Source organism: Saccharibacillus endophyticus (assembly GCF_013185185.1).
In the GTDB taxonomy this organism is placed as follows: domain Bacteria; phylum Bacillota; class Bacilli; order Paenibacillales; family Paenibacillaceae; genus Saccharibacillus; species Saccharibacillus endophyticus.
The window spans coordinates 540594-562804 of sequence record NZ_JAAZWE010000002.1 but is presented as its reverse complement, the minus strand read 5'-3'; the positions used below and the strand labels follow the sequence as shown (position 1 = coordinate 562804).

At 53.3% G+C, this 22211-nt stretch carries 18 protein-coding genes and 1 pseudogene; 14 read left to right on the top strand and 5 right to left on the bottom strand.

The window, feature by feature from the left end; all coding sequences use genetic code 11:
- Positions 1 to 7: 7 nt before the first annotated feature.
- On the bottom strand, positions 8 to 976 hold the full coding sequence (locus tag HRQ63_RS08450) for an iron-hydroxamate ABC transporter substrate-binding protein (protein WP_172241889.1): 969 nt from the start codon (positions 974 to 976) through the stop codon (positions 8 to 10).
- Between the two features lie 252 nt (positions 977 to 1228).
- Positions 1229 to 3046, bottom strand: a complete 1818-nt coding sequence (locus tag HRQ63_RS08445; RefSeq protein ID WP_172241886.1) for a S9 family peptidase — start codon at positions 3044 to 3046, stop codon at positions 1229 to 1231.
- Positions 3047 to 3277: 231 nt separating this feature from the next.
- Here HRQ63_RS08445 and HRQ63_RS08440 point away from each other — a divergent pair, with 231 nt between their 5' ends.
- The 11 genes from HRQ63_RS08440 (at position 3278) to HRQ63_RS08390 (ending at position 15854) form a co-directional block, all read left to right on the top strand.
- Positions 3278 to 3979, top strand: coding sequence for an HAD family hydrolase (locus HRQ63_RS08440; RefSeq protein ID WP_172241883.1), 702 nt, complete (start codon positions 3278 to 3280; stop codon positions 3977 to 3979).
- Between the two features lie 684 nt (positions 3980 to 4663).
- Positions 4664 to 6601: a threonine--tRNA ligase gene (gene thrS / locus HRQ63_RS08435; RefSeq protein ID WP_172241880.1), complete on the top strand. Its 1938-nt coding sequence runs from the start codon at positions 4664 to 4666 to the stop codon at positions 6599 to 6601.
- A 230-nt stretch (positions 6602 to 6831) separates the two neighbouring features.
- Complete coding sequence (locus HRQ63_RS08430) at positions 6832 to 7032, top strand: hypothetical protein (protein ID WP_172241877.1); 201 nt, start codon at positions 6832 to 6834, stop codon at positions 7030 to 7032.
- Positions 7033 to 7181: 149 nt separating this feature from the next.
- A complete protein-coding gene (liaF, locus tag HRQ63_RS08425) occupies positions 7182 to 8480 on the top strand; it encodes a cell wall-active antibiotics response protein LiaF (protein ID WP_229714280.1) in 1299 nt (432 codons plus the stop codon).
- Positions 8481 to 8492: 12 nt separating this feature from the next.
- Positions 8493 to 9617, top strand: a complete 1125-nt coding sequence (locus HRQ63_RS08420) for a sensor histidine kinase (RefSeq protein WP_172241874.1) — start codon at positions 8493 to 8495, stop codon at positions 9615 to 9617.
- Positions 9529 to 10188 (top strand): response regulator, encoded by a 660-nt coding sequence (locus HRQ63_RS08415; RefSeq protein WP_172241871.1) that lies wholly within the window; start codon positions 9529 to 9531, stop codon positions 10186 to 10188. Before HRQ63_RS08420 ends, HRQ63_RS08415 begins: the two co-directional genes overlap by 89 nt.
- A gap of 131 nt (positions 10189 to 10319) precedes the next feature.
- Positions 10320 to 10538: a hypothetical protein gene (locus HRQ63_RS08410; protein ID WP_172241868.1), complete on the top strand. Its 219-nt coding sequence runs from the start codon at positions 10320 to 10322 to the stop codon at positions 10536 to 10538.
- 136 nt (positions 10539 to 10674) lie between these two features.
- On the top strand, positions 10675 to 12348 hold the full coding sequence (locus tag HRQ63_RS08405; RefSeq protein WP_172241865.1) for a S1C family serine protease: 1674 nt from the start codon (positions 10675 to 10677) through the stop codon (positions 12346 to 12348).
- 118 nt (positions 12349 to 12466) lie between these two features.
- The gene (locus tag HRQ63_RS08400; RefSeq protein ID WP_172241862.1) at positions 12467 to 13159 is read left to right on the top strand and encodes a response regulator transcription factor; all 693 of its coding nucleotides are present in this window, start codon (positions 12467 to 12469) and stop codon (positions 13157 to 13159) included.
- A gap of 19 nt (positions 13160 to 13178) precedes the next feature.
- The gene (locus HRQ63_RS08395) at positions 13179 to 14747 is read left to right on the top strand and encodes a sensor histidine kinase (RefSeq protein ID WP_172241859.1); all 1569 of its coding nucleotides are present in this window, start codon (positions 13179 to 13181) and stop codon (positions 14745 to 14747) included.
- A gap of 141 nt (positions 14748 to 14888) precedes the next feature.
- Complete coding sequence (locus HRQ63_RS08390; protein WP_172241856.1) at positions 14889 to 15854, top strand: 4-hydroxy-3-methylbut-2-enyl diphosphate reductase; 966 nt, start codon at positions 14889 to 14891, stop codon at positions 15852 to 15854.
- A 91-nt stretch (positions 15855 to 15945) separates the two neighbouring features.
- Here the strand turns inward: HRQ63_RS08390 and HRQ63_RS08385 are convergent, their stop codons facing one another.
- The 3 genes and pseudogenes from HRQ63_RS08385 to HRQ63_RS08375 form a co-directional block, all read right to left on the bottom strand.
- Positions 15946 to 16653, bottom strand: a complete 708-nt coding sequence (locus HRQ63_RS08385; protein ID WP_172241854.1) for a LutC/YkgG family protein — start codon at positions 16651 to 16653, stop codon at positions 15946 to 15948.
- Between the two features lie 164 nt (positions 16654 to 16817).
- Positions 16818 to 18230: pseudogene (locus HRQ63_RS08380) on the bottom strand (LutB/LldF family L-lactate oxidation iron-sulfur protein); the annotation flags it as partial.
- The gene (locus HRQ63_RS08375; RefSeq protein ID WP_172241848.1) at positions 18227 to 18991 is read right to left on the bottom strand and encodes a (Fe-S)-binding protein; all 765 of its coding nucleotides are present in this window, start codon (positions 18989 to 18991) and stop codon (positions 18227 to 18229) included. The gene HRQ63_RS08375 and the pseudogene HRQ63_RS08380, both read right to left, overlap by 4 nt.
- A gap of 193 nt (positions 18992 to 19184) precedes the next feature.
- On the opposite strand from HRQ63_RS08375, the gene aldA reads away from it, so the two are divergent.
- The 3 genes from aldA to HRQ63_RS08360 all read left to right on the top strand — a co-directional run bounded on the left by aldA (position 19185) and on the right by HRQ63_RS08360 (position 22135).
- The gene (aldA, locus tag HRQ63_RS08370; RefSeq protein WP_268239514.1) at positions 19185 to 20630 is read left to right on the top strand and encodes an aldehyde dehydrogenase; all 1446 of its coding nucleotides are present in this window, start codon (positions 19185 to 19187) and stop codon (positions 20628 to 20630) included.
- Between the two features lie 198 nt (positions 20631 to 20828).
- Complete coding sequence (locus tag HRQ63_RS08365; RefSeq protein WP_172241845.1) at positions 20829 to 21155, top strand: PadR family transcriptional regulator; 327 nt, start codon at positions 20829 to 20831, stop codon at positions 21153 to 21155.
- A 5-nt stretch (positions 21156 to 21160) separates the two neighbouring features.
- Complete coding sequence (locus HRQ63_RS08360; RefSeq protein ID WP_172241842.1) at positions 21161 to 22135, top strand: permease prefix domain 1-containing protein; 975 nt, start codon at positions 21161 to 21163, stop codon at positions 22133 to 22135.
- Positions 22136 to 22211 lie beyond the last annotated feature (76 nt).

Genomic DNA, 22211 nt, shown 5'->3' with positions numbered 1-22211 from the left:
CGCCGCATTACTCGCCCAGGAACGACTTTTTGAAGAAATCGAGTTGGTATTCCAGCGACAACGCATCGTTGAAGTAGAAGCCCGTAGCATCGACTTCGTAGACATGGCCTTCTTTGACTGCCGGAATGTTTTTGTACGTATCGGTTTCCTGGAAAGAATTGTCTCCGGCAAGCGTCTTGCTGAAGATGACGTAATCGCCCATGTACTCAGGCAGCACTTCAAGCGACAGATCGTAATAGCCTTGAGCCGATGTCACTTCTTTTACTTTTTCCGGCATTTTCAGACCCATGGCTTGATACAGGATTTCCGTACCGCGACCCCAAGCATCGCCGAAGATGTAAAGGGCCTTGGCGTCGCCTTCCATAACCGTAACGGTTTTGTCTTCGCCGATTTTGGCTTTGATTTCTTCGCCGGCAGCTTGAGCTTGCGCTTTGAAGTCGGCAACCCAGGCTGCGCCTTCTTCGCCTTTGTTAACGGCTTTAGCTACTTCTTCGATTTGAGTCAGATAGTCGACTTTATTGTATGTGTAGGTGACAAGGGGAGCGATTTGCTTAAGCTTATCCGCATTTTTCACGTCGCTCGAAGCAATGATCAGATCCGGCTGCAGCTCGATGATTTTTTCCACGTCGTCCGCGGATACTTGCTCCACGTCTTTCAACTGCTCCGCGAAATTCGGGTTGCTTTTGGTCCATTGGTCAACGCCGACAACCGGAACGCCGAATTTGAGCAGACTGCCTGTATAGCTGGACAGATCGACCACGCGCTGAGGATTGGCAGGGACTTCGATCGGTCCGTTTTCGGACTCGTATGTAACGGTGCCTGTAGCGGCTTCGCCTGTCGTGTCGGCGGCAGGTTCCGAGGTTACCGTCGTTTCGGCAGCGGCATTGCTGCTTGCTGTCGGCGTGCTTGTTTGGTTGCCGCAAGCGCTGAGGATCAGAAGCAGGGTGAATAGAAGAGGCAAAAACAGTTTTTTCATGGTAGACACTCCCTTGGTATAATGTCGAGTTGACAACGATAATCGTTATCAATCAAGCGCAATATCCCAACATTACGGTGGCTCAGACACTTTGTCAATAGGGGAAGTGGGTAAAATGATGATCCAGCCATGATGCTCAAACGGCGTAAGCCGTATTGGGAAATTCGTGTTGAAAAAAGAATAGGCTCGCTCTCCTGCCGAATCGACGGCAACAAAGCGAGCCTATGAGGCGAAGAGAAGAATAAACGAAAGTCAAGATTGGACGCTTGCAGGCTGTTCCTTGATCGCTTTCTCCAGGAATTCCAGCACGGCGCGGTAAACCCGCATTTCGTTTTCTTTTTTCGAGAATCCGTGACCTTCGTCTTCAAGCACGATGTATTCGACGTTCGCGCCTTTTTCGTGCAAAGCTTTGACGATCTGATCGGATTCGGCTTTGACGACGCGAGGATCGTTGGCTCCTTGGATAACAAGCATCGGCTTGGTCATCCCGTCCAAATAGGTGATCGGCGAGAATGCGATGAGCTTTTCCTTGTCCGCTACCGGATCGCCGACCCACTTATTCATGATCGGCTTCCAATGTTCAGGCACCGATTCGATGAACGAGAACAGATCGCTCGGTCCGAAGATATCGACCACGGCTTTGAAGTAATCGGCATGGCGCCCGTGCAGCAGAAGTGCCATGTATCCGCCGAAGCTTCCGCCCATCAGCAGCAGTTTGTCGCGCTCGGCATAGCCGTTTTCCGCGATCCAATCCAGACCCGCGATATTGTCCAATCTCGGTCCGTCGCCCCAATCGCCTTCGACCAGCTTGCAGAACGCCAGGCCGTAACCTGTCGAACCCCGGAAGTTCGGTGCGAAGATGTTGAATCCGCGACTGACGAGGAACTGGAACAACGAACGGAAGCCCAAACGCTCCGCTGCCTGAGGTCCGCCGTGCGGCCACAAAATGGTATGTCCGTTGGACGTCTCCTCGGGTGCCCGGAAGAACAGCGATTCGATCTCCAGACCGTCGAACGACGGATAGGTCAGCACTTCGGGACGAACCAACTCCGATTCCGAGATGCCGGGTACGCCGTAATTCGTGCAGCGCGTCCATTCTTCGGAGAACCGTTCTTTTTTGAAAATGTTTGTCGGGCTTACCGAGCTTCGTCCGAGAATGTACAGATTGCCGCTCTCGGCCACTTGAACCGAGGCGAGCGTGTCGACAGGAAGCGGAACGCCGCCAAGCGAGCCGGATTCCAGGTCATACGTATACAAATAATCGGAAACGCCTTTGCTGGCCGTCAGGTACAGCAGCTTGCGTTCCTTGTCGTAAGTGATCGAAGTGAAATCGACGCCTTCCAGATCAAGCAGCTTGGTCTTGGTCTCCGACTCGATATCGAAGCGGGCCAAGTACGTAAAATCGCCGCCTGCATTGGTCAGGAAGTGCAGCTCCGCATCGCCAGTAAATACGCTGTCCGAGACCGTATATTCGCCTTCGGCTTCCGGATCGAGCGAGACGTGCTTATCCCCGAAGCAAATAAAGGCAGGAGCGTAGGTATTGGCAAAATGTTTGCTGTATACGAGATATTCTTCTTTGGGACTAATGTCGCTCAAAAAAACGGAAGCGTCGCCGGAGCCTTGCAGCACGGAGACTTCTTGCCCCGTGTTCAGGTCGCAGCAAAGGGCGCTTAGATAAGTCGCGTCTTCTTTGGTCGACGTATAATAGAGACGTTTGCCGTCTTCCGACAAGATCGGTCCCATATGGCGATGTCCTTCTTTCACGCAAAGCGGAAGCAACTCCCCGCCTTTGGGCTGAAGCGCGTAAAGCTGTGCGTTCTCGTCGCCGTCTTTGTCGAACGCGACCACGAGAAAACGTCCGCGTTTGTCGTATTTGACGGCATGGCAGCTCTGTCCGTTAAAAGTAAGCGGATACGGAAAAGCGTTCGGAAGATCCATGGCCCACAGATCAAACTTTCCGCTGAGGTTGGTGCTGAACACAAGCTGTCCTTCGTCCGGGCTAACCGCGAAAGTCTCGATCGCGAACGTACGGAAGAACTGCTCGACATCAGGTTTTTTGAACGATAGCATGGAATCCTCCTTGTGTCGGCCTATAGCCTTGAATTGGGTAACGCAGATCGTACACGTAACCTATTCGCTATTGATTTCCGAAATCCTGCCCGCATCCGATGAAAATCCACTCGTTTCCATATATAAATCAAATAATAGTCGTTCCGAAGTAGAGGCAAAAGATTAAAATCGGGTATAAGAAAGGATGGACATATTCTATTTCTATCATATAAAAATCAGGAGGGCGCGCACATGACCCAAACTCAATCAAAAGAAAACCGCACGACATTCGACGCGGCGCAGATCAAGGTGATCGCGTTTGACCTGGACGGAACCTTGATCGATACTTCGCAAGCGATGCTGGACGTGAATCACGAAGTGTTCAGCGAAGCGATCGATAACGGAGACGCTAAAAAGCAGCCGACGAAAGAAGAAATATACTCGACGTTCGGAATGATCGGAGACGAAGCCTGGAATACGCTGGCCTCGGAAATACCGGACGGCCGATCGGATCATTATAAAGAGCGGCATAACGAACTGCTTCGAGACAAGATGGATACTCAATCCTACGTACTGCCCGGCGTGCCCGAACTGCTGAAATCTTTGGCCGACCGCTACGATCTGGCGACGGCCAGCAACTGCGGAGAAGCCTATCTCGCACGCGTGCTTGCCAAAGACGGCCTGAAAGAACTGATTACTTATCCGTTTTGCGCGGGAAGCGTAGACGCCGAACAAAAAAGCGACGTGCTGCGCGAACTGCTTCGCCAAAGCGGATTGGACACGTCTCAAGTGCTGATGGTCGGCGATCGAAAATCGGACGTTGACGCCGCCAAAGAAGCCGGAATCCCCGTCGTCGGCGTCCGCTCCGAATTCGGGGACGCGGACGAACTCCAAACGGCCGACGTCGTGATCGATAAGATCGGCGATTTGAAAAAATTATTTGAAAAGCAGTAAACGTGTCGAAAAAGTTTAAGGTGACTTGAAAACAGAAAGCGCAGAAATAAATTTGGATATCAGTGAAGTGAAGGCTAAATGTATTAAGAACGCCTAACGTAACTGGAAGCGAGAAGACGGAGAGAAAAATTCAGGTCAAGACGCCTTTGAACTTGGAAAACCACATCTTAAATTCCAATCCAGTTTTCCAAGTGAGACAGCGAATTGACCGAATTTTTCTCGCAGTCTTCTCGCTTCCAGCACTATCGTAACTTTACTTACCACACCCATCGCTCTTGACGCTTTCCACGTTGCACCTTATAATGAACAGCAGCAAAAGCGACGACAAAGACATGAATGCCGGCACACGGCACCGTTCCAGAGAGAGGGAACCTCGGCTGCAATTTCCTCCGGACCGGCCCGCATTTACCCCTTTCGAGCTGCGTTTTCGAACTTCCGCTTACGATCATCGCTTTCGCGAACCGTCGAGCGGAGCAGTAGATCACGCCGGAACCGCACTTCCGTTATTGACGTGCTCAATGAGGGCTTTCGTCCCGCCGAGATCGAAAAGATCGAACATATGGCGGAACCGGGCCGAATCAGGGTGGAACCACGGGTATAACGCTCGTCCCTTCGCGGGACGGGCGTTTTTTGCGTGCCGATTCCGTACTTGCTTTTTTCAAAATCAAAGGAGGAATTATCATCATGGCTATCTCTATCAGCTTGCCGGACGGCTCCGTTCGGGAATACGAAGCAGGCAGCACCATCGAGGACGTTGCGGCATCGATCAGCAGCAGCCTGCGCAAAAACGCGCTTGCGGGCAAACAAAACGGAATCGTCGTCGATCTGAGCACTCCGCTCGAAAACGGCGCGCAAATCGAAATCGTAATGCCGGGTTCGCCGGAAGGTCTTGAAGTGGTTCGTCACAGTACCGCTCACTTGACCGCGCAAGCGGTACGTCGCCTGTTCGGCACGAACGAAGTAAAACTGGGTATCGGCCCCGTGATCGAAGAAGGTTTCTACTATGATATGGATCTCGAACACGGGCTCAACCCGGAAGATTTGCAAAAGATCGAGAAAGAAATGGAACGCATCGTCGGCGAAAACCTGCCGATCACGCGTCGTGAAGTCAGCCGCGAAGAAGCGCTGAAAATTTTCGGCGAGCTGGGCGATCCTTACAAAATCGAACTGATCGAAGCGCTGCCGGAAGATTCCGCAATCACGATCTATGATCAAGGCGAATTCTTCGACCTGTGCCGCGGACCTCACGTTCCTTCGACAGGCAAGCTGAAAATTTTCAAACTGCTCAGCGTAGCGGGGGCTTACTGGCGCGGCGACAGCAAGAACAAAATGCTGCAGCGCATCTACGGTACGGCATTCTTTAAAAAAGCCGAACTGGACGAGCATCTGCACTTCCTCGAAGAAGCGAAAAAGCGCGATCACCGCAAACTGGGCAAAGACCTGAAAATGTTCACCTTCAACAACCTGGTCGGTCAAGGCCTGCCGATCTGGCTGCCGAACGGTGCCAAACTGCGCCGCACGCTGGAGCGTTACATCGTGGACCTGGAAGAAAGCTTGGGCTACCAACACGTCTATACGCCGGTGATGGGCAACGTGGAACTGTACAAAACATCGGGACACTGGGAACACTACCAAGAAGACATGTTCCCGCCGATGGAGCTGGACAACGAGTCGCTCGTACTGCGTCCGATGAACTGTCCTCACCATATGATGGTTTATAAAAGCGACATGCACAGCTACCGCGAACTTCCGATCCGTATCGCGGAGCTGGGTCTGATGCACCGTTACGAAATGTCCGGGGCGTTGACAGGCTTCCACCGCGTGCGCGCGATGACGCTGAACGATGCGCATATCTTCTGCCGTCCGGATCAGATCAAAGAAGAATTCGGCCGCGTCGTGAAGCTGATTGCGAAAGTATACGAAGACTTCGGCATCGACAGCTACCGCTTCCGTCTGTCGTACCGCGATCCTCAGGATACGGAAAAGTATTTCCAAAACGACGAAATGTGGGAAATGTCCCAACGCATGCTGCGCGAAGTCGTCGAAGAGCTGGAACTCCCGTTCTACGAAGCGGAAGGCGAAGCGGCGTTCTACGGGCCGAAGCTCGACGTGCAGATCAAGACGGCACTGGGCAAGGAAGAAACGTTGTCGACAGCGCAGCTCGACTTCCTGCTGCCTGAGCGTTTCGAGCTGGAATACATCGGCGATGACGGTCAAAAGCACCGTCCGGTCGTTATCCACCGCGGCATCATCAGCACGATGGAGCGTTTCACGGCGTTCCTGCTGGAAAACTTCGCGGGCAATCTGCCGCTCTGGTTGTCGCCGATGCAGGCCAAAATCATTCCGGTATCGGGCAACTACAGCGAATACGCGGAGCAGGTGGCGGATCGCTTGAGAGAAGCCGGAATTCGCGTGGAAACCGATGTGCGCAACGAGAAGTTGGGCTACAAGATCCGCGAAGCGCAGCTTGAAAAAGCGCCGTACATGTTCGTGGTCGGCGAAAACGAGAAAGAAGCCGGCGGCGTATCCGTGCGTAAGCGCGGAGAAGGCGACCTGGGCGCGAAGCCGCTGGACGAAGTGATCGCTCTGTTAAAAGAAGAGATTCAAACTCGCAAGATCTAAGCTTAACTATTCCAACCCAGCCGCTCCTTCGACAGGAGCGGCTTTTTGGCGCGTCGTTTTTCGGCGATACGTCTTCGCTTGGCTTTTGCTCGGTCGCAAGGCGGAAAACGGCAGGGCCGGAGACGGGACGAAAGTTCGCTCTCGGGCCGGAAAAGCAAATCATTCCCGCGCCGCTTAAGAGAAATCGCTTTTTCGCGCATACTGGAAAAAACGAAGAGGAGGCGCGGGATATGAGAAAACATAAGATGAAGAAATTGCTGAAAGAAGCTTACGGTCGGCTATTCGGACAAGGGTTACAAAAAGAGCGTCAAGGATTTGCGGCGAGGATCATTGCTCGGCGCGGTCAAGATTGGAAGCATTCAAGCCAAGAAGACGTTAAGCAGGGGTTAAATGAATCATTGGCCATGGATTCGATCCGGATTCGATTGTAACGTCCATATCGGTCTTGAGACCGAGGCGGTTTTCATTCTTGGGCCGCTTTTGCCTTGATCGGGCTTCCGGTAGACTGAATATAACAAGAAGAGAGTTCCCGGAAGCGACGATCGAAGTTTCCGGTCCCACATACAAGGAGGAGAACGTGATGAAGAAAAGCGGAGCCATATGGCTGATCGCGATCGGCGGCATTTTTCTGGCCTATCAACTCGGTTATATCAGTTACGGCATCGGAGATTTGATTCGGACGTTTTGGCCGACCATTCTGATCGTGACCGGAATTTCGCAGCTGCTGAGTGCCAAAAAGCACAGTTCAAGCATCGTCGGCCATTTGATTTTGATCGCGATCGGCGGATATTTCCAGGCTCGCAACCTTGGAATTACCGATCTCGGCACAGGCGAATTTTTCAAATTCCTGATTCCTGCCGGACTTATTGCGATCGGCATTTATACGCTGGTCAAACCGAAGCGCGTTCCGGAATATCCGTCTACCCGTCCGGAAAGTCCCGACGATTTTTCGCCTATGGGCAGTAAAGCGAACCCTCAACCCCCGATTCCGCCAGCTCCGATCGAGCCGTTGGAATCGCCTTTGGATCGCATGTTCGTCAACCTGGATAAAGACGAACCGGAAAGCGAACCCGGGCATGCACGCAAACATGACGGTAAACGTTATGACTGGGAACCCGAAGCTCGCCGTGAATTTGATCGGGAAGATCGCGAACCCCGTCCGGACAACGCGTCGGAATTTCAGAAGATCGGAGACATGGCTCGCGAATTCGGCAAACAAACAGCCGATCAGGTGCGCAAAATCGACTTTTCCCGTATTGCGGACGAAGTGAAAAGCGAAGTCGACAGTGCCATGAAAGATTTTAAAAAATCGATGAATCACGAGCAGGACAAGAAAAAGCGCGGCACCGTTTCGCTGGAAAAAGATCCTTTTCAAGAAGATTTTTCGGATGCCGGAAGGTTTTACGCCGACTGCGACGAAGATAGTAGACATGCTTACAGCAGTTATGATCGTGAACAGATGCGTAAAGCCCGTCAGAAGGCGGATAAAGAAAAGAAAGACAAAACGGTTAACGAGTCGAGCTTTATCGGCGACTACTATATCGGCAGAGACTACTTCCGGCTCAAGCCGTTGAACGTTTCCCATTTTATCGGAGACACGGTCATCGATTTGACGAAAGCACAGATTCCTTACGGAACAACGAAAATCAATATATCGAGCTTTATCGGAGACGTCGTGATCTACATGCCGAACGATCCGGAAGTCGGAGTCAAAGTAAACACCAGCTCCTTCCTCGGTAACCACAACGTACTGGGCAACACGCGGAGCGGCATGGTCGGCGGCGCCGACGAAACGCGAAATTATGACGATTGCGCGAAACGGATCAAGATTAACGTCAGCTCGTTCATCTCGGACGTCAACGTCAATATCGTAGGGTAAAGGCGGGCGGTTATGGGAAACCTACTGAAAAACACGAAATGGGAGCTTATGTTTTACTTTCTGCTAAGCGGCGGGATTCTCGCCGCTTTGCTTTATTGGTTCAGCCTGTACGGTTTCGTACGGGTTTTTCCTCCGAGAATCTGGGTGTTTTATCTGCTTGCCGCCGTATTGGTCGCCGTCGTTACGGGATACATCGCGGGACAGCGGATTCAACGGCGGATCGACGTGCTCCATTATACGATGCTCCAGGTGTCGCAAGGCAATCTGGCGCTGCGTCTCGGCGATACGGACGATCAGTCTTTTGCGCGCGTGTACAGTGAATTTAACGTCATGATGGATTCGATCGAGACCAAGACCAAGCTGCTGCAAAAGCTCGGGGAGAGCGAAGCGATCGGCAAGGAGCAGTTGGTGGAGAGCGCCGTGCGCGAAGAACGCCGCCGGATGGCGCGCGATCTGCACGACTCGGTCAGCCAACAGCTTTTTGCCATCCATATGTCTGCCGCTTCGCTGCCGAAAGTCTTGGAATTGAATCCCGACGCCTCCGTGCAGGTGATGCAGCAGTTGATCCAGATGTCGAATCTGGCCCAGAAGCAGATGAGGGCGTTGATCGCCCAGCTCCGTCCGGTCGAACTGGAAGGCATCGATCTGCCTGCCGCGCTGGATCGTTGGTTCCCAGATTATTGCATCCAGAACGGGTTGAAAGGCGTGAAGGATGTCGAGCTGTGCGAAGGACTGTCCGAAGCGATCGAACAACAGTTGTTCCTGATCGTGCAGGAAGCGATGGCGAACATCGTCAAGCACGCGCAGGCCGGCATCGTCAGCTTGTCGCTGCGCGAGAACGAGCGTCAAGTGCTGCTGTCGATCAGCGACGACGGCAAAGGGTTTTCCGGAAGCGCGGCGCAAAAGCAAGGTTCGTACGGCTTGATGACCATGCGAGAACGGGCGGAGAAGTTGGGCGGCCGGGCAGAGATTATTTCGAGACCCGGAGCCGGAACCACGATTCGCGTACATATTCCAAAATTCACAGAAGGAAAGGCAGTGGAAGAGCATGGAAAAGATCAAGATCCTGCTGGCGGACGATCACGACATGGTGAGGATGGGACTGAAGACGTACTTGATGCTGGAGCCCGGGTTTGACGTGATCGGAGAAGCGGGCAATGGCCTGGAGGTCATCGAACGCTTACGCGCCATTTCCGCCGAAGGCGGCGACATGCCGGATCTGATCCTGATGGACCTCATGATGCCGGAAATGAACGGAACGGAAGCCACGCGCCACGTCGTATCCGAATTTCCGGCGGTACGCGTGGTCATGTTGACCAGTTTTCTTGAAGACAAGTTGGTCATGGAAGCGATCGAAGCCGGAGCGGTGAGTTACGTGCTCAAGACCGTTACGGCGGAAGAACTGATTTATGCGTTAAAAGGAGCGTTCCGCGGCATGCCGGTCATGACCGGAGACGTCTCCCAAGCTTTGACCCGGGGCATTCGTCAGCGTACCGTCGAAGCCGATTCTTCCCCGCTGACCGAACGCGAAAAAGAAGTGCTGCTGCTCATCGCGGAAGGCATGGGCAACAAAGAGATCGGCGAAGAACTACATATCAGCATCAAAACCGTCAAAACGCACGTCAGCAACCTGCTGATGAAATGCGAATTGGAAGACCGTACGCAGCTTGCCATCTACGCGCACCGGCAGGGCATGATTCGTTCATAAAAGGAGAATGGGGCATGGAATGATCGGGCACCTATTGTCTTAAACGTCTTCGAATAAAATCAGATTTATTTTCGAGCACTCCGCATACGATCTTTTGCCCCTGCTCCTTCCCCCGGAAGGAGCTTTTAAGCATGGAGAAGTTTTTGCTTAGCGGAAGCGACAGCGAAGGGAGAAATTCAGTGAAAGGCGCCTTTGAGCCCGGAAAGCTGAAAGCTTTCTGGTCGAAACAGCGCCTTGAACGAATTTCTCCCGCAGCGCCCCCAGCTTCCCAAAAACCTCCTCCATGCTTAAAAGAAAGCGAATTCAAACTTTTCTTATCTATCTTTATGCCTCTTTTAATGTTCAATTAAGGTTCTTGGGCGAAAATAACTACAGAAGCAAACAACGAACAAACAACGCGATGTCGGATTCACGTCAACGATTTACGAAATGCCCCAACAAACTTACGTTATTCGGCATAGCCCGAAGGCGAGGAGGAAAATAGACATGGACGAAAAGAAATACGGAAACTCTTTCGAAGACAACAACGCAGCAGGCAGCAGCGGTGCCAACAACGATGAACGCGGCAATCAATCGAATGCCGGCTCCTCCGAGCAATCGGGCAGCAACCCGGACGGCTCTTCGTACTACTACTCCTACGGTCCGTTCCAATCGGTAGGTTCTTCCGATCCGGAATCGGCAAAAAAAGTGCAGGACGTCGAAGTGACGCCGCCGAGTCCGGTTCGCAACTATGACTCTTACGGCGCACCGACCGGATCGAACGGTTCGTCTCCGAACGGGAACTGGAACTATAATCAAAAACCGAAATCTTCGTTCAAAAATATGGTGACTTCATTTGCGGCAGGCGCGCTTGGCGCAATCGTCATTACGGGATCGGTCTTCACGGCAGGACATGCAGGCTGGTTCGGCGGCGATGAGGCAGCGGCGACTCAAGCCGCGACCGCGACTACCGCGGCAGCGACAAATTCCAGCGGCGTGTCTACGGCGGCTTATACGATCGCTTCGTCCAAAGATATCTCGGACGTCGTAAATCAAGCCAGCCCGTCGGTCGTCAAGATCGAGACGCTGTCCAAAGGCGGCTCGTCGAGCACTCAAGGCAATTACAACGACCCGTTCTTCCGCTACTTCTATGGAGATTCCCAAGGCAACAGCAATAACGGAAACGGGAGCAACGGCAGTTCCGACTCGTCCACTTCGGGTCAACTGACTCCGCTCGGTCTGGGAACGGGCTTCATTTTCGATAAAGCAGGCTACATTTTGACGAATAACCACGTGGTTGAAGGCGGAGACGTCATCCAGGTTACGCTGGACGGTACGACCAAGCCTTACGAAGCGAAACTGCTCGGTCATAGCGCCGATCTTGACCTGGCCGTTCTGAAGATCGAAAGCACGGACGGAAGCGACTTCCCGGCGATCTCGCTGGGCGACTCCGATGCGACCGCGATCGGCAACTGGGTCGTCGCGATCGGCAACCCTGAAGGTTTCGAACACACCGTAACAGCGGGCGTGCTCAGCGCGAAAGAACGCGAAATTTCGATCGCCGACGAAACGACGGGCGCAACGACGGAATACAAACACCTGCTGCAAACGGATGCTTCGATCAACCCGGGCAACTCCGGCGGCCCGCTGCTTAACCTGAACGGCGAAGTCATCGGCATGAACACGGCGGTAAGCACGGAAGCGCAAGGGATCGGATTCGCGATTTCTTCGAACACGATCAAAGGCGTCGTCGAACAATTGAAAAACAACGAAGAAATTCCGAAGGAAGCCGTTCCGTTCATCGGCGCAAGCTTGACGACCATGTCCGAAAGCATCGCGCAGCAAATGGGCGTCGATACGACTGAGGGTTCGCTCGTCAGCGAAGTGCTGTACGGTTCGCCGGCTTATAAAGCCGACCTGCGCAGCTACGACATCATCACGGGCGTCAACGGAACTCCGTATGCGACCAGCCAGGATCTGATTACCGCGATTCAGGCGCTGAAAGTCGGCGACTCGGCTACTCTGAACGTAATCCGCAATAATCAAAAGCTCGACGTGAAAGTGACGATCGGCGACCGTAACGAATACGAAAAGTCCAATGCGGCTCAGCAAAACAATAACAGCCAAAACAACAATAGCCAGAATGAGAACGGATTCGCCAACCCGTTCGGCGGCCAATAATGTTGTTCGACGGCGAAAGTCCATAAGCTTGGCGGAATGCGGGAGGGGCGACCCTCCCGTTTTTGCTGCTTGGGTGCTACAATAATAAAAAAGAACGTAGAGGGGAACGAAGTACAAGATGCGATCGAATATACTGGTTGTGGATGACGACGAGAAAATCATTTCCATGCTGAGAAGAGGGTTGGCTTTCGAAGGTTACGAGGTTCACACCGCGCCGAACGGAGCGGAAGGGCTGAAGCTGATGCGAACGACCGATCCCGATCTGTTGGTGCTTGACGTGATGATGCCGGAGGTGGACGGGTTCGAAGTCGTGCGCCGATTGCGCGAGGCGGGCAGTGCCGTTCCGGTACTGATGCTGACGGCCAAAGACGAGCTGGAAAACCGAGTAAAAGGTCTTGACCTGGGCGCGGACGATTATTTGGTCAAGCCTTTTGCTTTGGAAGAATTGCTGGCGCGAGTACGTGCTTTGCTTCGGCGCAAAACGGACAATGTGCGCGAAGACGACGGAGAACGCCTGACCTTCGAAGATTTGGTCATGAATGTCGATTCGCGCGAAGTCACCCGGGGAGACAAGCGAATCGAATTGACGGCCAAAGAATTCGAACTGCTGCACTTGTTCATGCTCAATCCGAGACGCGTGCTTTCCCGTGACCTGATCATGGATAAAATTTGGGGTTACGATTACAGCGGCGAATCCAACGTATTGGAAGTCTACGTCGCCATGTTGCGGCAAAAAACGGAAAGCGCCGAGCACAAGCGCCTGATCCAGACCATCCGCGGTGCAGGTTACATCTTAAGAAGCGATTCCTAAAAGGGGGCAGCCCTCTGTTATGTCCATTCGTTTACGCCTGACCGCTTGGTATTCGGGCATTCTCGCGCTGACGCTGCTGATGTTCAGCGCGATCATTTATACATTCGTATACTACAATACCTACCAAAATACGTACGATACCTGGCAAAGCCGGATTCGGGAGCAAATTCGGCAAAGTATCGTGGAGCAAAACGGCATGGTCACTTCCGATATCAATATTGAAAATTTGTTGAAAACGATCGACAGCCGGCTGTATGTGCAGATGTATTATTACGATACGGGCACATTGAAGCAATCGACCAACATGGCTTTCGTCAGCAACACGTTCAAATTCGATATTCCGGAGTTCGGCAACGTTACCCCTGATTTTAGCCGCGTTTATAAAGACGGCAGGCCGTTTCTGATGTATCAGCAGGTTCTGCAAACGAAAGCGACAGGCTCTCCCGTTCTGCTCCAGATTGCAGCCAGCACGGAGGAAGCGGAGAACCTGCTGTCCGATCTGCGGTTCATCCTCGTCTTGGGATCGCTTTCCACGTTGATCCTTGCTTTCACGCTGGGTCTGTTCCTGGCCCGTAAATCCATGGCGCCCATAGGCAAAGTGATCGAGGCGGCCAATGCCGTCCAGACGAGCAGCGATCTCAGCGTGCGAATCGATTATACCGGCCCGCAGGACGAGGTCGGGCAGTTGATCAGCACGGTCAATCGGATGCTGGGGCGCACGGAACACTTTTACAAAGATCTGGAGGAGTCGTACCGCACGCAGCGGCGTTTCGTGTCGGATGCTTCGCATGAGCTGCGTACGCCGCTGACGACCATACGGGGCAATACCGATTTGCTGAAAAAGATTTGGACCATGCAGAGCGCGCCTTCGGGTCTCAGCGAAGAGGATTTGAAGCAGATGTCGGTCGAGGCGATCGGCGATATCGCGGACGAATCCGAGCGAATGAGCCGTTTGATCGGAGATATGCTGTCGTTGGCGCGCGCGGATGCGGGGCAAACGATGCAGAAAGAACTGCTTCAGTTGGGGCCGCTGGTCGAGGATGTCGTGCGCCGCGCGCAATTTTTGCCTCACCGGGCGGAGTGGGCACCGGGCGACTTGAGCGCGCTCGACGGGATCGCGGTAGTCGGAAATAAAGATTATTTGCAGCAGATGTTGTTTATTTTTATCGAAAACGCGTTCAAATACACGGCGGAGGGCCAAGTGTCGCTCGATATCCTGGTTTACCGTCAACAGGTCGGGATTCGCGTGAAAGATAGCGGAATCGGGATGGACAAGGACGAAGTTCCGCATATCTTCGAACGCTTCTATCGGGCGGACGAATCGCGCGGCAAGACGCCGGGAACCGGATTGGGGCTCTCGATCGCGAAATGGATTATCGACGAGCACAAAGGCTCTGTCGAAGTCGTGACGGTCAAAGGCGAAGGAACCACTTTCATTATTTGGCTTCCGGCGTTATTCCCGGAAATCCAAGCTGCGTCTGCTGCCGAGACGTCTTCCGAAGAGGAAGTCATCGATGTCGAACCTGACGACATCGAAAAGAACGACCCGGAATCCGAAGACGCAAAATCACGGCGTAACGCTAAATAATCCAATAAAAACAGGCGATCTTGCCCACGGAGAAATTGCCGTGAGCGGGGTCGCCTTTCTTCGGCCTTCCGAATACGTTATAATCGGGGTATGCGTGATCGTTCACGCTTAAGCCATGAATCCGAAAGCAGGTGCTAATAGATGGAAGTTCTACGTATCGCGCCCCGCGGTTACTGTTACGGAGTAGTCGACGCGATGGTGCTCGCCAGACAAGCGGCCAAAAACCTCGATCTGCCGCGGCCTATTTATATACTCGGGATGATCGTGCATAACGCGCATGTCACCCAATCGTTCGAGGACGAAGGAATCGTGACCCTTGACGGACCTAACCGGTTGGAGATTTTGGAGCAGGTGGACAAAGGCACGGTCATTTTCACCGCGCACGGGGTATCGCCGGAAGTACGCAAGCGCGCCCGGGAACGCGGCCTGACGACGGTCGATGCCACATGTCCGGACGTGACCAAAACGCATGACCTGATCCGCGAAAAAGCGGGCGAAGGGTACGAGATCATTTATATTGGGAAAAAGAATCACCCCGAGCCGGAAGGCGCCATCGGCATCGCTCCGGATAAAGTGCATCTGATCGAAAAAGAAGAAGAGATCGAGCTGCTTGACGTCCCTGCCGGCAAGATCATTATCACCAATCAGACGACGATGAGCCAGTGGGATATCAAAAATATCATGAAGATGCTGCTGGAACGTTATCCGGGCGCCGAAGTGCATAACGAGATTTGTTTGGCGACGCAGGTACGTCAGGAAGCCGTTGCCGAGCAGGCCGGCCAAGCCGATCTGGTTATCGTGGTCGGCGACCCGCGCAGCAATAACTCCAACCGCCTGGCGCAGGTGTCGGAGGAAATAGCGGGCACGACCGCTTACCGCGTATCCGACGTGAGCGAGATCAAGCAGGAATGGCTGATGGGGATTTCCAAAGTTGCGGTGACGGCTGGAGCATCGACGCCGACGCCGATCACGAAGGAAGTTATCACCTATCTGGAACAATTCGAAGAAAGCGATCCGTCCACGTGGGAAATCAAGCGTACGGTCGATATGAAAAAGCTTCTGCCGCCGGTGCGCGAGAAAAAGAAAGTCCAAGCACAAGCCGAATAACAGAAAAAAAGAGTGTCCCGACAGTCGGAAGCCGACGCGGGACATTCTTTTTTTATAGGCTTTGTTAACTACATTTTTCGATTAGCCCGCTTCAAATCAATACGTATGTCGCCTTTAACGGGCCGTGAACGCCTACGACAAGCTGCATCTCGATATCTGCCGAGTTGGAAGGGCCGGAGATCAGGTTGAGGCAGGAGCCGAGCGTTTCGCCGTTCTCGTATCGACGGTTCAGTTCGGCCATCGCTTGGGTGGAACGCGGCACGATCCGATCACGCTCGATCACCGCAATGTAGTGGGCCGGGAGGAAATGCAGCGCGCGTCCCTGATCGGGTCGACTTTCCAGCACGACGGTTCCGGATTCGGCAAGCGCATGGTCGGCGAAGACGATCGCGACATTGGCGGCTTCCGCTTGACGGATATTTTCCTCGCGTGCTGCTTCTGCCGACCAGGCAAAATCATTCGGGAAAGATAAGCCGTATCGGGAAAATCTCCGATCGCCGGAGCGAATGATCGGACCGCCGCCATAACTGCGGATCAAGTCGTCCAGCGTGGCTTGCAGCAGCTCGGGAGTCGATTCGATGACCTGGGTGTGAATGAAAAAGCATTGCTCTTTCAACACCTCGACTAGCTGCTCCGGTGCGGAATCGGCCAACGTATCCAGATGGACGGTATGTTTCCAATCGGGTCTCGTTACATCGTCCGTCCGGCGGGGACGTCCGAGGCTTTCGGCAACCCGATTCAAAAAAGAGTTGCGGTTAGACGTATCGGCAGTTCTATTTTCGCTTTCGGTCCGGCTCATGGTCGTCTCCCTTCTTTTCCGATCGGTGAAGCCGCTTCCTCTACCGAAGTATCGCGTCCAGGGCCGGCTTCCGGCAAAACGGCAGCGTTGAAGTCACCGTGCGCGGACGGAGCTTTTTTGCGAATATCCGCGGCAGTCATGGACGAGACTTCCGAACGATCGACACGTTCGCGCTTTTCGTACCATGAACGGAAGCCATCCTGTTTTTTTACCGGCTGAGGCATATCGCGTATCCCGATCCAGCCTTCGATCGGACCCGGACCGCGTACGATGCGACCATGCCGGCTGAGCAAACGGGTCATCGAATACGCGACGCGCAGCGTACCGCGGAACATTCCCGGCGAAGAAAGGAGTTTGCCGGCAGCTTTCATTTGTACCCGATCCGCGACGCCTGTCCGCCCTTGGGAGACTATGTTCTGCCTATGCATGACAAGCTGCTCATGCAGCGGAATTTTGACCGGGCATACATCCGTACAAGCGCCGCATAAGCTGGAGGCATACGGAAGTTCCTTGTAGTCGTCATAACCGCCCAATAGCGGGGTGATGACCGCGCCGATCGGACCGGGATAGATCGAACCGTAGGCATGTCCGCCGATATGCCGATAGACCGGACATACGTTCAGGCAGGCACCGCAGCGGATACATTGCAGCGCTTCATGAAATTCGCTCGCCAAAATCTCGGATCTGCCATTGTCGACGACGACCAGATGGAACTCCTCGGGACCGTCGACTTCGCCGGGTTCGCGCGGACCCATAACCGTGATATAACTGGTCAACTTCTGCCCGACCGCGCTTCGGCACAGCAGATTATCCAGCACTTCCATCTCTTCCAGCGTGGGCACGATCCGTTCCATGCCCATGACTGCGATATGGGTTTTCGGCAGAGCCGCGGTCAGGTCCCCGTTGCCTTCGTTCGTGACCAGATTGATCGCGCCCAGATTGGCCACCGCGAAATTGCAGCCCGTGATGCCGATCTCCGCTTCGAGAAACTTTTCCCGCAAGATGTCCCGCGCGAACCGGGCCAGATGCTCCGGCGTCTCGTCTCCGGCATAACTCAGCTTGGAGGCGAACACGTCGCGAATCTGCTTGCGGTTTTTATGCAGGGCGGGCGCGACGATATGCGAAGGCGGGTCCCAATCGTCTTCCTGCAAAATATACTCGCCCAGATCGCTTTCGATCACTTCGCAGCCCGCTTCCATCAGAACGTGATTCATTTCGATTTCTTCGGTAACCATCGATTTCGACTTGACCACTTTGCGCGCGTTTTTACTCTGAACGACGTCTCGGATGTAGGCACTTGCTTCTTCTTTGGTCCGCGCGAAAAAGACATGTCCGCCTCGCCGCTCCACGTTGTCCGCCATTTGTCCCAAATAATAGTCCAGGTTCTCCAACGTATGCTGCCGGATCTGTTGACCCAACTCGCGCCATTGCTCCCAATCCCCGAGCGCCGTCGCCGCAGTCAGTCTTCGCGTCTTAAGGCTATCCTGCGCCGAACCGACCGCGCCGCGCATAAACGCGTCTTCGATTCCGGCCGCCGTGCGCGCATCGAATTTCCGATCGTCCGTTTTTAAACTCATGCGAAAGCGCCTCCTTCCAAGGCACCTCGACGTTCCGGTTCGGCCGGAATGCGATTCAGCACTTCTGCGATATGCATAACTTGGATCTCTTTGCCGGTTCGAGACATCCGCCCGCCGATATTCATCAGGCAGCCCATGTCCGCGCTGATCAGATACTCCGCTCCCGTGTCCGCGACGCAGGCGCTTTTTTCATCCACCATTTGTTCGGAAATCTCAGGCATTTTGACGGAAAAGGTTCCGCCGAAGCCGCAGCAGTTGTCGGCGTTCTTCAACGGTTCAAGCTGAAGCCCGTCCACTTTTTCGAGCAGCATAAAAGGAGTCTCGGCTTCGCCCAGCAATCGCGTCATATGGCAGGAACGGTGGTACGTCGCGCTGCCTTCAAGACGTGCGCCGACATCGGTAATGCCGAGTACCCGAACGATAAATTGAGTGAATTCGAATGACTTTTCTTTTAAAGCAATCGCTTTCATTTCCCAATCCGGATCGCCTTTGAAAATATGCGGGTACTCGTGGAACATCGCGACGCAAGATCCGGACGGACCGACGACGTAATCGGAATGTTCAAAAGCGTTCATCATATTGATCATGGCTTGCTTGGATTCTTCCAAATAACCGCTATTGTAGGTCGGCTGCCCGCAGCACACTTGAGACGCGGGAAAATCCGTTTCGCAGCCGAGACGTTCCAGAACTTCGACCATGTCTTTGCCGACGCCGGGGAACATGAGGTCAACCAGGCAGGTCGAGAAGATGCTGACTTTCATTCGCGATCCCTCCGTTTCTCCTCTATTGTACTCCGCGATTGTTCCATTGAAAACCATAAAAACAGAAAAATAAAATAAAAAACATCACAAAACCACAGATAAAAAGAACTAAAATGTTGACAATAAAAATTGATAACGTTTACAATACAATAGAAGAAACAAACTTTAACCCATTTCTGAGGAGGCAGGTTCGGTGCAAAAACATCAGATGTACATTAACGGTCAATTTACCGATGCGGAAAACGGAGAATGGATGGATGTGACCAATCCGTCGACGGACGAAACGGTTTCCCAAGTACCGAAAGCGACGAAGGCGGACGTGGCCCGGGCGATCGACGCGGCGGAAGCGGCACAAAGCGCCTGGGAAGAAACACCGGCAGTAGAGCGGGGCGTCTATCTACATAAGATCGCGGACGGCATCCGCAAGCAGTCGGACGAGATTGCCCGCCTTATCTCCGAAGAAGTGGGCAAGACGCTGGAGCTGTCGACGGTAGAAGTCAATTTCACAGCGGATTACATGGATTACATGGCAGAGTGGGCGCGGCGTTACGAAGGCGAGATCGTCCAGAGCGACCGCGACAATGAAAATATCTTTGTTTTCAAAAGAGCGATCGGCGTTACCACGGGCATTCTCCCTTGGAACTTCCCGTTCTTCCTGATTGCCCGAAAAATGGCTCCGGCGCTGATTACCGGCAATACCATCGTCGTGAAGCCGAGCGTAGAATCTCCGAACAATGCGGTCGCTTTTACCAAAATCGTCGACGAAGTCGGTTTGCCGAAAGGCGTATTCAATCTGGTAACCGGACGCGGCGGCGAAGTGGGCAACGAGCTGGCCAGCAACCCCAAAGTCGGCATGGTCAGCTTGACGGGCAGCGTGCCTGCCGGACAGAAGGTGATGGAGGCCGCGGCCGAAAATATCATCAAAGTCAGCTTGGAACTGGGCGGCAAAGCCCCCGCGATCGTGCATAAAGACGCCGATCTCGATATCGCAGTCAAATCCGTCGTGGATTCGCGCGTGATCAACACCGGGCAAGTATGCAACTGTGCCGAGCGCGTCTATGTGCATGAAGACATTAAGGAAGAATTCACGAACCGTCTCGTCGAAGCGATGAAAGCCGTGAAATACGGCGATCCGTTGAAAGATTCGGATATTCATATGGGACCGTTGATCAATAAGGATGCTCAGGATTCCGTACAAGCCAAGGTTGACCGTGCAGTCGAGCAAGGGGCGAAGGTTCTTTTGGGCGGCAAAAAGGTCGAGGGCGCAGGCAGCTTCTACGAGCCGACGGTCATCGCGGACGCAAGCAACGAGATGGAGATCATCCAGGAAGAAATTTTCGGCCCGGTCATTCCGATCGTCTCGTTCAAAACGTTGGACGAAGCGATCGAGCTTGCCAACGATAGCGAATTCGGCTTGACATCGTCGCTGTATACGCAAAATCTCAATGTAGCGATGAAAGTCGTGAAGCGTCTGAAATACGGAGAAACCTACATCAACCGCGAGAACTTCGAGGCGATGCAGGGCTTCCATGCCGGCTGGCGCAAATCGGGCATCGGCGGCGCGGACGGCAAGCACGGACTGAACGAGTATTTGCAAACGCAGGTTGTCTATTTGCAGTACGATAAGGATATTCAGTAAAAGCGTCCGAAGGGCGAAAACGGAATAACAGGTTCAATCATCCCAATGCGGAGGGCTGCCAAGAGGCGGTTCTTCGCATTTTTCTTTTTTTACGCCAAACTACTTTACCTGTCGTAGTAACCATGATACATTGAAGATACAAGTTTACTACGACAGATGAAGTACGACAGACATAGTAAAAAGAAAAGGGGGAGGCCTTTGATTAGCAGCGATGTCATCCGCGGCTACAACGATACGATGATTCTGTACATGCTGCTCGACGGAGAATCGTACGGCTACGAAATCTCGAAAAATATCCGCAGATTGTCGGAAGAAAAATACGTCATGAAGGAAACGACGCTTTATTCCGCTTTTACGCGTTTGGAAAAGAACGGTTATATCTCTTCTTTCCATAAGGATGGGGAGAGCGGGAAGCGGCGCACCTATTACCGGATTACCGAAGAGGGTCTGGCCTACTATCAGGAGAAGTGCAGCGAATGGCAGATCACTCAAGAAGTCGTCAATAAATTCATAAAGGAGCCGTGAAGACGATGGACGTACTGCATGCTTATTTGGACAGCTTATTTGCCGCATGGCCGCGTACCGCTCAAGTGTTGAACTTGAAGCGGGAGATGTCGGATACGATGGAGGACAAGTACGAAGAATTGAAGCAAGACGGCAAAAGCGAGCATGAAGCGATCGGAATCGTCATTTCGGAATTCGGCAGCATCGATGAATTGATGGACGAACTTGGAATTTTGCCGGCCGCCGAAACCGGGGAAGAAATCAGCATCTCCGAACAACAAGCGCTGCAATACGAAAACATCGTTCGCCGCTCCTCGCGCCTGCAGGCGATCGGTTGGCTGTCGATTTTGTTCGGCGTCGCCGCCACAATGGTCGTCGCGGCATTGAACGAACACGGCGCTTTCGGCAGTTGGTCCGGCGGTCAGGCTTACCTGTTTGCATTGATCGTCTTGTTCGTTTTCGCGGTCCCGGCGATCGGCTTATTTATCGCAAGCGGCAGCGGCAAAGAACGGTATAAGATGCTGGAAGGCGATTTCGAACTTTCTCCGTGTGCCAAATCGAACACGGAGCAGCATATGGAAGCTTTTCGCCCCGTCCATTCCCGTTGTATCGTTATTGCGGCTTGCTTGGGTACGCTGTCTCCCGTGGCTTTATTGATCGCGGGCATAAGGGGAAAAGGTCAACTGCCTTACGGAGCCGCGATCATGCTGGCTTTGTTGGGGGGCGCTATTGCCTTGTTCGCGTATGTCGGAGGCATTCAAGGCGGATTTCAAAGATTGCTTCAGTTGGGCGAGTACACGCGGGAAAAGAAAGAAGAAAACCGAGTCATCAACCGTATTGCCGCGGTCGTTTGGCCGATCGCGTTCGTGGTTTTTTTCGTCAGCGGTTTCGTTTATCAGCGTTGGGACGTGAATTGGGCGATATTCCCGATCACCGCTGTTTTGTTCGCGGCGATCGGCGGCGTATACGGCATGCGCCGAAAATCGAAAAGGAAAGCCTGAATGCCGCATGCGGCAGGCCAAACTTCGAGGCGTTGCAAACAAGAAAAGGATTCGGTGCTCTTCGGGTTGACGGGGA

Coding starts and splice junctions, on each gene's coding strand:
- HRQ63_RS08450 (WP_172241889.1), bottom strand. CDS start 976: ATGAAAAAACTGTTTTTGCCTCTTCTATTCACCCTGCTTCTGATCCTC.
- HRQ63_RS08445 (WP_172241886.1), bottom strand. CDS start 3,046: ATGCTATCGTTCAAAAAACCTGATGTCGAGCAGTTCTTCCGTACGTTC.
- HRQ63_RS08440 (WP_172241883.1), top strand. CDS start 3,278: ATGACCCAAACTCAATCAAAAGAAAACCGCACGACATTCGACGCGGCG.
- thrS (WP_172241880.1), top strand. CDS start 4,664: ATGGCTATCTCTATCAGCTTGCCGGACGGCTCCGTTCGGGAATACGAA.
- HRQ63_RS08430 (WP_172241877.1), top strand. CDS start 6,832: ATGAGAAAACATAAGATGAAGAAATTGCTGAAAGAAGCTTACGGTCGG.
- liaF (WP_229714280.1), top strand. CDS start 7,182: ATGAAGAAAAGCGGAGCCATATGGCTGATCGCGATCGGCGGCATTTTT.
- HRQ63_RS08420 (WP_172241874.1), top strand. CDS start 8,493: ATGGGAAACCTACTGAAAAACACGAAATGGGAGCTTATGTTTTACTTT.
- HRQ63_RS08415 (WP_172241871.1), top strand. CDS start 9,529: ATGGAAAAGATCAAGATCCTGCTGGCGGACGATCACGACATGGTGAGG.
- HRQ63_RS08410 (WP_172241868.1), top strand. CDS start 10,320: ATGGAGAAGTTTTTGCTTAGCGGAAGCGACAGCGAAGGGAGAAATTCA.
- HRQ63_RS08405 (WP_172241865.1), top strand. CDS start 10,675: ATGGACGAAAAGAAATACGGAAACTCTTTCGAAGACAACAACGCAGCA.
- HRQ63_RS08400 (WP_172241862.1), top strand. CDS start 12,467: ATGCGATCGAATATACTGGTTGTGGATGACGACGAGAAAATCATTTCC.
- HRQ63_RS08395 (WP_172241859.1), top strand. CDS start 13,179: ATGTCCATTCGTTTACGCCTGACCGCTTGGTATTCGGGCATTCTCGCG.
- HRQ63_RS08390 (WP_172241856.1), top strand. CDS start 14,889: ATGGAAGTTCTACGTATCGCGCCCCGCGGTTACTGTTACGGAGTAGTC.
- HRQ63_RS08385 (WP_172241854.1), bottom strand. CDS start 16,653: ATGAGCCGGACCGAAAGCGAAAATAGAACTGCCGATACGTCTAACCGC.
- HRQ63_RS08375 (WP_172241848.1), bottom strand. CDS start 18,991: ATGAAAGTCAGCATCTTCTCGACCTGCCTGGTTGACCTCATGTTCCCC.
- HRQ63_RS08360 (WP_172241842.1), top strand. CDS start 21,161: ATGGACGTACTGCATGCTTATTTGGACAGCTTATTTGCCGCATGGCCG.